This window comes from Allomuricauda sp. CAU 1633, assembly GCF_017313225.1.
Lineage (GTDB): Bacteria > Bacteroidota > Bacteroidia > Flavobacteriales > Flavobacteriaceae > Flagellimonas.
The window spans coordinates 107,078-119,415 of sequence record NZ_JAFLNE010000002.1 but is presented as its reverse complement, the minus strand read 5'-3'; the positions used below and the strand labels follow the sequence as shown (position 1 = coordinate 119,415).

General features: G+C 40.9%; 18 protein-coding genes. All 18 read right to left on the bottom strand.

What is annotated here, in order from left to right; translation table 11 throughout:
• Position 1 precedes the first annotated feature (1 nt).
• On the bottom strand, positions 2 to 259 hold the full coding sequence (gene rpsQ, locus J0X14_RS05455) for a 30S ribosomal protein S17 (RefSeq protein WP_014032003.1): 258 nt from the start codon (positions 257 to 259) through the stop codon (positions 2 to 4).
• A 13-nt stretch (positions 260 to 272) separates the two neighbouring features.
• Complete coding sequence (gene rpmC, locus J0X14_RS05450; protein WP_207096769.1) at positions 273 to 464, bottom strand: 50S ribosomal protein L29; 192 nt, start codon at positions 462 to 464, stop codon at positions 273 to 275.
• 19 nt (positions 465 to 483) lie between these two features.
• On the bottom strand, positions 484 to 903 hold the full coding sequence (gene rplP, locus J0X14_RS05445; protein ID WP_207096768.1) for a 50S ribosomal protein L16: 420 nt from the start codon (positions 901 to 903) through the stop codon (positions 484 to 486).
• Between the two features lie 19 nt (positions 904 to 922).
• Entirely contained in the window at positions 923 to 1,642 is a 720-nt protein-coding gene (gene rpsC / locus J0X14_RS05440) for a 30S ribosomal protein S3 (protein WP_207096767.1), read from the bottom strand.
• Positions 1,643 to 1,652: 10 nt separating this feature from the next.
• The gene (gene rplV / locus J0X14_RS05435; protein ID WP_207096766.1) at positions 1,653 to 2,060 is read right to left on the bottom strand and encodes a 50S ribosomal protein L22; all 408 of its coding nucleotides are present in this window, start codon (positions 2,058 to 2,060) and stop codon (positions 1,653 to 1,655) included.
• A 7-nt stretch (positions 2,061 to 2,067) separates the two neighbouring features.
• Positions 2,068 to 2,346 carry a 30S ribosomal protein S19 gene (gene rpsS / locus J0X14_RS05430; RefSeq protein WP_090293755.1) on the bottom strand — a complete coding sequence of 93 codons (279 nt, stop codon included), beginning with the start codon at positions 2,344 to 2,346 and terminating at the stop codon, positions 2,068 to 2,070.
• A gap of 12 nt (positions 2,347 to 2,358) precedes the next feature.
• Positions 2,359 to 3,183 (bottom strand): 50S ribosomal protein L2, encoded by an 825-nt coding sequence (rplB, locus tag J0X14_RS05425; RefSeq protein WP_207096765.1) that lies wholly within the window; start codon positions 3,181 to 3,183, stop codon positions 2,359 to 2,361.
• Between the two features lie 9 nt (positions 3,184 to 3,192).
• Positions 3,193 to 3,483, bottom strand: a complete 291-nt coding sequence (gene rplW, locus J0X14_RS05420; protein ID WP_207096764.1) for a 50S ribosomal protein L23 — start codon at positions 3,481 to 3,483, stop codon at positions 3,193 to 3,195.
• Positions 3,484 to 3,490: 7 nt separating this feature from the next.
• Positions 3,491 to 4,120: a 50S ribosomal protein L4 gene (rplD, locus tag J0X14_RS05415; protein WP_207096763.1), complete on the bottom strand. Its 630-nt coding sequence runs from the start codon at positions 4,118 to 4,120 to the stop codon at positions 3,491 to 3,493.
• A complete protein-coding gene (rplC, locus tag J0X14_RS05410) occupies positions 4,120 to 4,743 on the bottom strand; it encodes a 50S ribosomal protein L3 (protein WP_207096762.1) in 624 nt (207 codons plus the stop codon). Before rplC ends, rplD begins: the two co-directional genes overlap by 1 nt.
• Before the next feature lie 322 nt (positions 4,744 to 5,065).
• A complete protein-coding gene (rpsJ, locus tag J0X14_RS05405) occupies positions 5,066 to 5,371 on the bottom strand; it encodes a 30S ribosomal protein S10 (RefSeq protein WP_007094989.1) in 306 nt (101 codons plus the stop codon).
• 10 nt (positions 5,372 to 5,381) lie between these two features.
• A complete protein-coding gene (gene fusA, locus J0X14_RS05400) occupies positions 5,382 to 7,508 on the bottom strand; it encodes an elongation factor G (protein WP_207096761.1) in 2,127 nt (708 codons plus the stop codon).
• An 8-nt stretch (positions 7,509 to 7,516) separates the two neighbouring features.
• Positions 7,517 to 7,993, bottom strand: a complete 477-nt coding sequence (gene rpsG / locus J0X14_RS05395; protein WP_207096760.1) for a 30S ribosomal protein S7 — start codon at positions 7,991 to 7,993, stop codon at positions 7,517 to 7,519.
• A gap of 19 nt (positions 7,994 to 8,012) precedes the next feature.
• The gene (gene rpsL / locus J0X14_RS05390; protein WP_013305196.1) at positions 8,013 to 8,387 is read right to left on the bottom strand and encodes a 30S ribosomal protein S12; all 375 of its coding nucleotides are present in this window, start codon (positions 8,385 to 8,387) and stop codon (positions 8,013 to 8,015) included.
• 228 nt (positions 8,388 to 8,615) lie between these two features.
• Positions 8,616 to 9,437 (bottom strand): hypothetical protein, encoded by an 822-nt coding sequence (locus J0X14_RS05385; protein ID WP_207096759.1) that lies wholly within the window; start codon positions 9,435 to 9,437, stop codon positions 8,616 to 8,618.
• Between the two features lie 155 nt (positions 9,438 to 9,592).
• On the bottom strand, positions 9,593 to 10,387 hold the full coding sequence (locus J0X14_RS05380) for a hypothetical protein (protein WP_207096758.1): 795 nt from the start codon (positions 10,385 to 10,387) through the stop codon (positions 9,593 to 9,595).
• 40 nt (positions 10,388 to 10,427) lie between these two features.
• The gene (locus J0X14_RS05375) at positions 10,428 to 11,222 is read right to left on the bottom strand and encodes a hypothetical protein (RefSeq protein WP_207096757.1); all 795 of its coding nucleotides are present in this window, start codon (positions 11,220 to 11,222) and stop codon (positions 10,428 to 10,430) included.
• Positions 11,223 to 11,280: 58 nt separating this feature from the next.
• Positions 11,281 to 12,081: a hypothetical protein gene (locus J0X14_RS05370; RefSeq protein WP_207096756.1), complete on the bottom strand. Its 801-nt coding sequence runs from the start codon at positions 12,079 to 12,081 to the stop codon at positions 11,281 to 11,283.
• Between the last annotated feature and the right edge of the window lie 257 nt (positions 12,082 to 12,338).

The window sequence follows — 12,338 nt, the reverse complement described above, 5'->3', positions numbered from 1 at the left end:
ATTATTTAGCTCTTTCAAGGATTTCAACCAACCTCCAGCATTTTGTTTTGCTCAAGGGACGGGTTTCCATTATTTTGACGGTATCACCTTCGTTGCAATCGTTCTTTTCGTCATGGGCAACATATTTCTTGGTCTTCAAAACGAACTTCCCGTACATGGGGTGTTTCACTCGTTTTACCTCAGAAACCACAATTGATTTCTCCATTTTGTTGCTGGTAACAACGCCTATTCTTTCTTTTCTTAAATTTCTGTTTTCCATAAGGCAGAACCAATTATTGTAATTCCCTTTTAGTTAATTCTGTTGCAAGTCTTGCCACCGTCCTTCTCACTTTTCTGATCTGTAAAGGATTTTCCAAAGGAGTAACGGCATGTGCCATTTTAAGATCGGCGTGTTGCTTTTTGAACTCGCCCAATCGCTCCTTTAGCTCTTCAATTGAAAGTTCTTTTATTTCTGATTGTCTCATCTTTCTTCTCAATTAAAAATTAAGCGGAATAATCCCTAGCTACGATAAACTTGGTCTTTACCGGCAATTTCTGAGCCGCTAGTCTCAAAGCTTCCTTGGCAACATCCAAGGGAACTCCGGCAACCTCGAACATGATTCTTCCCGGTTTTACAACAGCTACCCAGTATTCTGGAGCACCTTTACCTTTACCCATACGAACCTCAAGAGGTTTTTTGGTGATAGGCTTGTCTGGAAAAATCTTGATCCACAACTGCCCCTGTCTCTTCATGTATCTTGTTGCAGCGATACGCGCAGCCTCTATTTGACGGGAAGTAATGAAGTGTGAATCCATGGACTTGATACCGAACATTCCATTGGAAAGTTGGTGTCCTCTTTGTGAGATTCCTTTCATACGCCCCTTCTGGGTCTTACGAAATTTCGTTCTTTTTGGCTGTAACATCTTACCTTACTTTATCTTATTACTTTCTACGGCGTGGTTTTTTACCACCATCTTGTTTACCGCCTTTTGCTCCTTGACTCTTGCTCAATCCTACCAATGGGGAAAGTTCTCTTTTTCCGTAAACTTCTCCCTTCATGATCCATACCTTGATACCCAATCTACCATAGGTAGTGTGGGCTTCGTGCAAGGCATAATCTACATCGGCACGGAAGGTAGACAATGGAATTCTTCCTTCTTTGTAGGACTCGGAACGTGCCATTTCAGCTCCGTTCAAACGTCCAGAAATCTGAATCTTGATACCCTCTGCATTCATACGCATTGCTGCTGCAATGGCCATTTTAATGGCTCTACGGTATGAAATCCTGCTTTCAATCTGTCTTGCAACACTCGCAGCAACCAAATTGGCATCAAGCTCAGGTCTCTTGATCTCGTGAATATTAATCTGAACTTCCTTGTTGGTGATTTTCTTAAGCTCTTCCTTAAGTTTATCAACCTCTTGACCTCCTTTACCAATGATGATACCTGGACGAGCCGTGGTAATGGTAATGGTGATCAATTTCAAAGTACGTTCTATGATCACTCGTGATACACTGGCCTTGGCCAAACGTGCATGCACGTACTTTCTTATTTTATCATCCTCAGCCAGCTTATCGCCGTAATCGTTTCCTCCGTACCAGTTGGATTCCCATCCTCTGATAATTCCTAAGCGATTTCCTATTGGATTGGTCTTTTGTCCCATATTCTATTTTCTAGCTTTGAACGTTGTTATTGGCTTCCAAGATCATGGTAACATGATTGGAACGCTTTCTGATTCTGTGAGCCCTACCTTGGGGAGCTGGTCTCAAACGCTTCAACATAGTTCCTCCGTCCACACGGATTTCCTTGATGTATAGATCAGCCTCTTCAATATTGGCTTCCTCATTCTTGGCTTCCCAATTGGCGATAGCGGAAAGCAAAAGCTTTTCCAACTTTCTTGAGGCTTCCTTTTGGTTGAACTTCAAAATAGCCAAAGCCATTTCTACTTGTTTTCCTCGTACCAAATCAGCTACCAAACGCATCTTTCTTGGAGACGTTGGGCAATTGTTAAGCTTTGCAATAGCAAGTTGCTTTTTCTCTTCCTTTAACCTTTCGGCCATTTGTCTTTTACGAACTCCCATAGCTTACTTACTTTTTACCTTTGTTTTTAGCCCCTGCATGACCCCTAAAAGATCGCGTAGGTGAAAATTCTCCAAGTTTGTGACCTACCATGTTCTCGGTTACATACACAGGAACAAATTGTCTCCCGTTATGTACTGCGATGGTCTGTCCCACAAAATCCGGGGTTATCATTGAGGCTCTTGACCATGTCTTGATAACCGATTTTTTTCCTGATTCTATATTGGCTTGGACTTTTTTCTCCAAACTAAAATGAACGTATGGTCCTTTTTTTAACGAACGTGCCATTTACTTTTTCTTTTATTTCTTTCTACGTTCTATGATATATCTATTGGTGTCCTTGGTCTTGGAACGGGTTCTAAATCCTTTTGCAGGAATACCGTTTCTAGATCTTGGATGACCTCCAGAAGCCCTTCCTTCACCACCACCCATTGGGTGATCAACAGGGTTCATGGCTACTGGTCTAGTTCTTGGTCTTCTACCCAACCATCTGCTTCTACCTGCTTTACCAGACACCAACAATTGGTGGTCTGAGTTGGAAACCGCTCCGATGGTAGCCAAACACGTGGCCAAAATCATACGGGTTTCACCAGAAGGCAACTTAATAGTCACGAACTTACCGTCTTTTGCCATCAACTGTGCGAAAGTACCGGCACTACGCGCCATGATCGCTCCTTGACCAGGTCTTAACTCTATGCAAGAGATAATGGTACCCAATGGAATTTCACTCAAAGGAAGTGCATTTCCAATTTCAGGAGCAGCTCCGGCACCAGACTTAATTTTCTGACCGACCTGCATGCCATTTTGGGCCACTACATATCTTTTTTCACCATCCTTGTACTCTACCAAGGCGATAAATGCAGTTCTATTGGGATCGTACTGGATGGAAACCACAGTGGCATCCTCTCCCTGTTTGTCCCTTTTGAAATCGATGATTCGATATCTTCTCTTATGACCACCACCTCTGTGACGCATGGTCATTTTTCCTTGACTGTTCCTACCACCTGACTTTTTTAACGGAGCAAGCAAGCTTTTTTCCGGCTTATCAGTAGTAATCGCGTCAAATCCGTTTACTACTCTAAAACGCTGTCCAGGGGTTATCGGTTTTAATTTTCTAACTGACATTTCTCGTCTTTATAGATTACTGTAAAAATCAATTATATCACCTTCGGCCACATCAACAATTGCCTTCTTCATGGCATTTGTTTTACCGTGTTGGATTCCGGTTTTTGTATAGCGACTCTTACGGGTTGGACCATAGTTCATGGTTCTTACCTTTTCAACAGAAACACCATAAGTGGCTTCAACTGCGTCTTTGATCTCCAATTTGTTGGCCTTTGGGTCAACATAGAAACCATAACGATTGAAAAGCTCGCTATCAGCGGTCATTTTCTCCGTAATTATCGGTCTTATCAACACACTCATGATATTCTTATTTCTTTAGATTCGATTCAATTCCTTCCAAAGCGCTTTCGGTCAATACTAAACTGTTAGCGTTAACTATTTTGTAAGTATTTAATTGTGAGCCAGTTACAACTTCGGAGCGTTCCAAATTACGCGACGACAAATATACGTTATTATTTGTATCACCCAACACAATAAGAGACTTTTTGTTTTCAAGGCCCAAAGAGGTCAAGAAAGCAACAAAATCCTTAGTCTTTGGAGCTTCAAAATTAAAGTCCTCAACAACTACTAAAGCTTTGTCTTTGGATTTAAGGCTCAAGGCCGATTTACGGGCCAATCGCTTTACGTTTTTGTTCAATTTCTGGGTGTAATCCTTAGGTCTTGGACCGAAGATTCTACCACCACCTCTAAACACGGGAGACTTAATGCTACCTGCTCTTGCGGTACCGGTTCCCTTTTGTTTTTTGATCTTACGGGTACTACCAGCAATCTCAGCTCTTTCCTTTGCCTTGTGCGTACCTTGTCTTTGATGGGCCAAGTATTGCTTCACATCCAAATAGATGGCATGCTCATTGGGCTCTATCGCAAAAACATCGTCAGAAAGGTCTACCTTTCTTCCGGTTTCTTTTCCTGTGATATCTAATACTGCTACCTTCATTATTGCCACCTTTGAATAGTTACATATGAATTTTTGTGACCAGGAACACAACCTTTTACAACCAAAAGATTTTTCTCTGGAACCACTTTCAATACTCTTAAGTTTTGTACAGTTACTCTGTCACCACCCATTCTACCTGCCATTTTCATTCCTTTGAAAACACGGGCAGGGTATGAAGCAGCACCGATGGAACCAGGGGCTCTCAATCGGTTATGCTGACCGTGGGTCGCTTGTCCAACTCCACCAAAACCATGGCGTTTTACAACCCCTTGGAAACCTTTTCCTTTAGAAGTACCAACAACGTCAACAAACTCACCTTCCATGAAAATGTCAACACCTACGGTGTCTCCCAACTTGTATTCACCTTCAAATCCTTGGAACTCAACGACTTTTTTCTTTGGAGAAGTACCTGCTTTTTTAAAGTGACCGGACTCGGACTTGTTAGCACGTTTTTCTGCCTTGTCATCGAAACCAAGTTGAAGGCCTTTGTACCCGTCAACCTCTTCGGTTCTGACTTGGGTAACCACACATGGTCCAGCTTCAAGAACGGTACATGGAACGTTTTTTCCATTCTCGTCGAAGATGCTGGTCATGCCGATTTTTTTTCCTATTAACCCAGACATATTTATTTACAATTAAAATTAAATTCTATTTCACTTAAGGAAATCCTTTCGGACACCCCTAAAGCCCGCCTGAACATCGGGCAGGTCCCCTCAAGGGGACAATTTAAACTTTCAATATTCCAGCCAATTTCTTGGCAAAAAAATTGGGTCAAGAAAAGACTCTGCTCTGACCCAGATTTTTTTCTTTCACCGTTTTTCCCGAACCATCGTTCAGGACATGTTTATGCTGAACTTGTTTCAGCATCTCTTCAATAAGACACTTCGACTTCGCTCAGTGTTTGTTCGTCTAAGACTTTCTGTAAACCAGAAAGTCAAGTCCTCATCAAACTTTGATCTCAACCTCAACACCACTTGGAAGCTCAAGCTTCATAAGGGCATCGATGGTTTTTGATGAAGAGCTGTAAATGTCCAATAATCTCTTGTAAGAGCTCAATTGGAACTGCTCTCTCGATTTTTTGTTCACGTGAGGTGAACGCAAAACCGTAAATATCTTTTTGTGCGTTGGCAATGGAATGGGCCCAGTTACCACAGCACCAGTTGTTTTAACTGTTTTCACGATCTTTTCAGCAGATTTGTCCACCAAATTGTGATCGTAAGATTTCAATTTTATTCTAATTTTTTGACTCATCTTGCTGAAATTAAGCGGTTACTCCTTTAGCTGCTTTGATCACCTCTTCCGCAATATTGGAAGGAGTTTCTGCATAGTGTGAAAATTCCATTGTGGAAGTTGCTCTACCTGAAGACAAGGTCCTCAAGGAAGTTACATATCCAAACATTTCTGATAGTGGCACAACAGCTTTCACAACTTTGGCACCAGCTCTATCGTCCATGTTGTTAACTTGACCTCTTCTACGGTTCAAGTCACCTACAATGTCACCCATGTTTTCTTCAGGTGTCAACACCTCAAGTTTCATGATAGGCTCCATCAATACGGCTCTTGCCGCTTTAGCAGCAGACTTATAACCTAATTTAGCAGCCAATTCAAAGGACAATGAATCAGAATCCACAGGGTGGAAAGATCCGTCCTTAAGGGTAATCTTCATACTATCCATCTCAAATCCAGCCAAAGGACCATTCTTCATAGCCTCTTTGAAACCTTTTTCTACAGATGGAACATATTCTTTAGGAATATTACCTCCTTTAATCTCATTGACAAACTCAAGACCAACCTTACCTTCTTCAGCAGGTTCCATAGTAAATACGATATCCGCAAATTTACCACGACCACCGGTTTGTTTCTTATATGTTTCTCTGTGGTTTGCTGTAGCCGTAAGAGCTTCTTTGTATTCAACCTGTGGTTGACCTTGATTTACCTCAACCTTGAACTCACGTCTTAAACGGTCAACAATGATGTCCAAGTGAAGCTCACCCATACCAGAAATAATGGTCTGACCTGAAGCTTCATCGGTTTTCACCTGGAAGGTTGGATCTTCTTCGGCCAATTTAGCCAAAGCCATACCCAATTTATCCACATCAGCCTTTGTTTTAGGCTCAACCGCGATACCGATAACGGGATCAGGGAATTGCATACTCTCCAATACAATTGGATGTTTTTCATCAGAAAGGGTATCTCCAGTTTTGATGTCCTTAAATCCAACAGCTGCACCAATATCACCAGCCTCGATAAAATCGATGGCATTTTGCTTATTGGAGTGCATTTGATAAATACGGGAGATACGTTCTTTGTTTCCAGATCGGTTGTTCAGGATATAAGAACCTGCGTCCAAACGGCCAGAATATGCTCTAAAGAACGCCAAACGACCTACGAAAGGATCGGTAGCAATCTTAAAGGCAAGAGCAGCAAACGGTTGTTTTGGATCTGGTTTTCTTCTCTCTTCTTTTTCTGTATCAGGATTTATACCAATGATATCATCCTTGTCCAAAGGAGAAGGCAAGTAACGGCAAACGGCATCCAAAAGGAATTGAACCCCTTTGTTTTTGAAGGAAGAACCACAGATCATAGGAATGATCGCTCTATCCATAACCGCAGCACGCAAAGCAGCGTGCACTTCATCTTCAGTGATGGAATCTTCATCTTCGAAGAATTTCTCCATCAAGTTTTCATCATATTCGGCAACAGCTTCTATCAAAGCTGCTCTATATTCTTTCACTTCATCTTGCATTTCTGCAGGAATGTCAACCACATCAAAGGTAGAACCGAAGTTATCCTCGTGCCATACAACAGCTCTGTTTTTGGCCAAGTCAACGATACCTTTAAAATCAGCTTCATCACCAATTGGCAAAACAATCGGCACTGCATTGGAACCCAACATTTCGCGAACCTGCTTGCACACGTTCAAGAAGTTGGAACCTTGACGGTCCATTTTATTAACGAAACCAATACGTGGCACTTTATAGTTGTCAGCCAACCTCCAGTTGGTCTCGGATTGTGGCTCAACACCATCAACCGCACTGAACAAGAAAACCAAACCATCCAAAACACGAAGTGAACGGTTTACCTCTACGGTAAAGTCCACGTGTCCGGGAGTGTCGATAATGTTAAAGTGGTAATCTTTGGTATCAGGCAATGGTTGTGCATTCTCCATGGGAAACTTCCATGTACAGGTGGTAGCTGCAGAGGTAATGGTAATACCACGTTCCTGCTCTTGCTCCATCCAGTCCATAGTAGCTGCACCATCATGCACCTCACCAATTTTATGACTCACACCGGTATAAAAAAGAATACGCTCTGTAGTAGTTGTTTTACCAGCATCAATGTGAGCTGCAATACCTATATTCCTTGTATATTTTAAATCTCTTCCCATTGTAATGATTAGAATCTAAAGTGTGAGAATGCTTTATTGGCCTCGGCCATTTTGTGTGTATCTACTCTTTTCTTCACTGCGGCACCTTCTTCTTTGGCAGCGGCCAAAATCTCAGAAGCCAGTTTCTGCGCCATGGATTTCTCGTTACGCTTTCTTGCGTAGAGGATCAACCATTTCATTGCAGTGGATATTTTTCTATCTGGACGAATCTGCATTGGAATCTGGAATGTTGCACCACCTACTCTTCTACTTCTTACTTCTACGTGCGGCATAACATTGGAAAGGGCATCTTTCCAAAGTTCCAATCCTGTTTTTTCTTCGTCAGTGTTCTTTTCGTCAACAATATCAATTGCATCATAGAAAATCTTGAACGCAATTGACTTTTTACCGTCCCACATCATCATGTTCACAAAACGTGTAACAAGCTGATCGTTAAATCTTGGGTCTGGTAAAAGTGGTCTTTTCTTTGCCTGCTTTTTTCTCATCGCTTCTTCTTAAAGTTGATTACTTTTTAGGACGCTTTGCACCATACTTAGATCGTCGTTGCGTTCTTCCTGCCACACCGGCAGTATCCAACGCCCCACGAACGATATGATATCGCACACCAGGCAAATCCTTTACTCTTCCGCCCCTAACCAATACTATCGAGTGCTCTTGGAGGTTGTGTCCTTCACCAGGGATGTATGCGTTCACCTCTTTACCGTTGGTTAACCTTACCCTTGCAACTTTACGCATTGCAGAGTTTGGTTTTTTAGGCGTGGTGGTATAAACCCGCGTACAAACCCCTCTTCGTTGAGGACACGAATCCAAAGCAGCCGATTTACTCTTCTTGGTAATTGTGGCCCTTCCTTTTCGTACTAATTGTGAAATTGTTGGCATTAAAATTTCTATTAAAAACTAAATAACCCTCATTTTGAGGGCTGCAAATGTAGTGATATTTCGTTAGTAATCAAATCCCAATATAATTAATTTCAAAGATTTTTTATTCTTTGTTGATTTTTGCATCATCTCATGCATTGGTCAACATCTAAAAAATGCATTAAATGGGCATTTTTGCAACAAAAAAAGCACCTAGTAAAGGTGCTTTGTCTTATAGTTTATTTTTTTTCAGTTACTGGCCACAGCAATCGTATTGCCCATTATGTCCGCTTTTCTAAAAACGGAAACCAAATCTTCTGCATCCTTAAAACCAATACCCTTTTTCTTGATATATTTGGCCAATTCCTTTTTAGAAGATCCATCAAAAAAATCCAATACTTTTTTCTTGTTCAATTTAGCATAGACCGGTTCATCATTGGAAACTGACACGTAGTACTCCGTTTTGTCTGAAAAGCGTGGTGGGAAATCAGTCCCATGTGACGTCTTTGCGTATTTTCCATCCTTATAGGTTTTGCGCAACCTTTCATATACGGCGTAGGTGTTTCCTTCATAAATGGAAACCACATAACCCTCTACCATCTCATCGTTATCGTCCTTGAACGACATGTACTTATACTCGCGGCCATCCACCACGCAAGAAACGTCTTTGTCCCTAATAAGTGACTCTTTTGTGACGCTATACTTGTTGCGCTTCACCTCCAAGTCATCATTAAATGCATCGTATCGCACATAAAATTCGGCCACTTCCTCCCCTTTGTCATAAATGGTGGCCTTTTTAAACTCCTTTACATAATAGGCACTTCCCTGTACTCTAGCATATCCATCTGTTTTGGTGAAGGTAACATCCCCAAACTTGTTCCTTAAGTCGGAGAAAAAGTTCATTACCGAGGGGTTGTTTCCCAAAGAGGCTTGGGACGTACAGCAGAGACCAAGCGCATCCCTGCCAGCCTTATCGCCTCCTTTAGCAAAGGCAGGATTCATCATTTGTTGCTGACCAAAAACTGCCGCTCCCAACAGGAATAGAAAACAAGAAATCAATTGCTTTTTCATTTTTTTGTTTTTAAGGTTTACTCCAAAAATTCTACGTTCCACCAGTTAAGATATGCCAACACCTGACCATATCTATATGTCACAGTTTATTATTCTCTCAAAAGGCACAAAAATTAAAATATAACACCTTAAATTTGAGATAAATACACTTTTTACTATAGCGAATTACCATATGCGAACAGATTGCGTAAATCGTCAACATCTTTTACATTGGGGCGCTTATCTTTCATATAGTCCTTAATGGCCTTTTGATCTTCCTCAGCGAACAAAGAAAGCACATCGGACTTTTTGGTTTTCATTAAAACCGGGGATTTTCCATTCACGGATACATAATATTCGGTTCTATCCAAAAATCGGTGCGGAAAGGAATTGTCCAATGAAGTCTTGGCAGGCTTTCCTTCTTTAAACACTTTGATGTTCTTGACAAACAGAACATAATCTCCCCCTGAAACCAAGGGTGATAAATAGCCTTCTTTTAATGTACCGTCTTCTTCAAAATACTCCACAAACAGGTAATCGTTACCATTCACAGAACATGAATATCTCGGGTGCTGCACCATTGCCCGCACCACATTAGCGTCAATAGACTCTTTTAGTTCAACTTCATCATTATAGGCATCATACCTGAGGTATAATTTCTTAAAGGCCACCCCATCTTCATAGAGGGTTCCCAAAGTAAAGTTCTCGTTAAGATATATGGTGCCGTCAATATCATCCAAGGTAAGGTTTACTTCTTCTCCCATTCGGCCAAACTTCATCCGCATATCGCTGTAAAGATTCATCATGGCCGGGTTGTTTCCCAATCCTCCGCCTTCACCGTTCTTCAACAAGGCAAGTCTATCCGCAGTAAAAACTCCACCCTCTCCTTGAACATGGATATTTCCTTGGGCGCTAACGGAAATCGCTGCCCCAATAACAAAAAGCATTCCAAAGATATTTTTCTTTCTCATTATCATTTTTTAAGTTCTAAATTAGATTTAAACAGCAATTTTATAAGGTGCTGGCATAAGCAAAAAGGTTTTGCAAATCATTTTTGTCATTTAAATTGGGGCGCTTATCTTTCATATAGCTTTTGATAGTCTTTTGGTCTTCCTCCGGGAACAAGGTAATTATATCTGACTTTCTTGTCTTCATATAAATAGGTATATCGCCTCCTTTTGAAAAATAATATTCGGTCCTGTCCACAAAACGGTGCGGAAAGGAATTGTCCAACGAAGTTTTTGCAGGCTTACCTTCTTTAAACACCTTTTTTTGTTGTACGAAGAGGGCGTAATAATTTCCTGAGAACACTGGTGTTAGGTATCCTTCTTTTTGATGGCCGTCCTCATCTTGATAAACAAGATAATAATATTGATTCCCGTTCATTGAGCAAGAATATATGGGATGTTGTACCATGGCCCGCACCAAATCGTCATCCTTTGTTTCCTTTAGCTCAACTTCATCATTATAGGCATCATAGCGCATGTGTATCTTTTTGAAAGCAACACCATCTTCATAAAGTGTACCTATCACAAAGTTTTCATTTGGATATATGCTCCCTTCTATATCACCTAAATTTAAGTTGACTTCCTCGCCCATACGACCAAACTTCATTCGAATATCGTTGTAGAGGTTCATCATTGCAGGGTTGTTTCCCAAGCCGCCACCTTGGCCATTCTTTAACAACCCAAGTCTTTCGGAAATAAAAACCCCACCTTCTCCGGCAGAATGAATATTGCCCTGGGCATTTATAGCTGTTACGGCTGCGAAAATCATAAACAGTCCTATTAAATTTCTTTTCATCATTTCATTTTTTTAAGTTCTCAATTATACAGAAACCCACAACAATTGACTTCTGTGATTTCTACAGTGTATTTGCATAAGCAAAGAGATTCATTAAATCCCTGCTGTCATCAAAATCAATACGCTTGCCTTTCATATATTCTTTCATAACACTGTATTGATCTTCAGGAAACAGGGAAAGTACATCCGACTTTTTTGTTTTCATGAATATGGGGGCTTCTCCACCTGCGGACACATAATATTCTGTCTTGTCTAAAAAACGATGCGGAAAGGAATTGTCCAATGAGGTCTTTGCGGGTTTACCTTCCTTAAAGACCTTTATTTGTTTTTCGTACAAAACATAGCCATCTCCATAAACCAGAGGTTTTAGATACCCACTTACGGATTCACCATCTTCATTTTGATAATCCGTATAAACAAATTTATCATTGCCAATGGAGCAGGAATACTTTGGATGCTTCACCATGGCCCGGACCACTTCAGAATCAGCAGATTCCTTGAGCTCCACCTCATCGTTATATGCATCGTAACGAAGGTACAACCGCTTAAAGGCTACACCATCTTCATAGAGGGCACCTAAAACAAAGTCTTCATTTGGGTATATGGTACCGTCAATATCATCCAAGGTCAGGTTTACTTCCTCACCCATACGGCCAAACTTCATCCGCATATCGCTGTACAGGTTCATCATGGCTGGGTTATTGCCTATACCTCCCAGTTCTCCGCGATCACTTTTCAAAAGTGCCAATCTTTCTGGAGTAAACACCCCTCCTTCTCCCTGTACATGGATGTTTCCTTGAGCATTTACATATAATCCAAAGGTCATTGCAAAACCTAAAATGACATAAAACAATCTTTTCATAACTTAAAATTTTAAGATAATATTAAGTATCCACTCTAAATATATAAAAATTAAGGGGTTAAGCATCATGGAAGTTACACAAATATCAATTTTACCAAAAGTACTTGGGCGAATGCAACAAAACCGCAAAAAACGCTGTCCAAAATTTTGTTTATATATAATTAAGGTATAACCCAACCTATATTATACTAACCCATCGCAACTTGCGGCTACAGCCAGACACGCTCACGAACACCACCTATAAATTTAGGCTCATT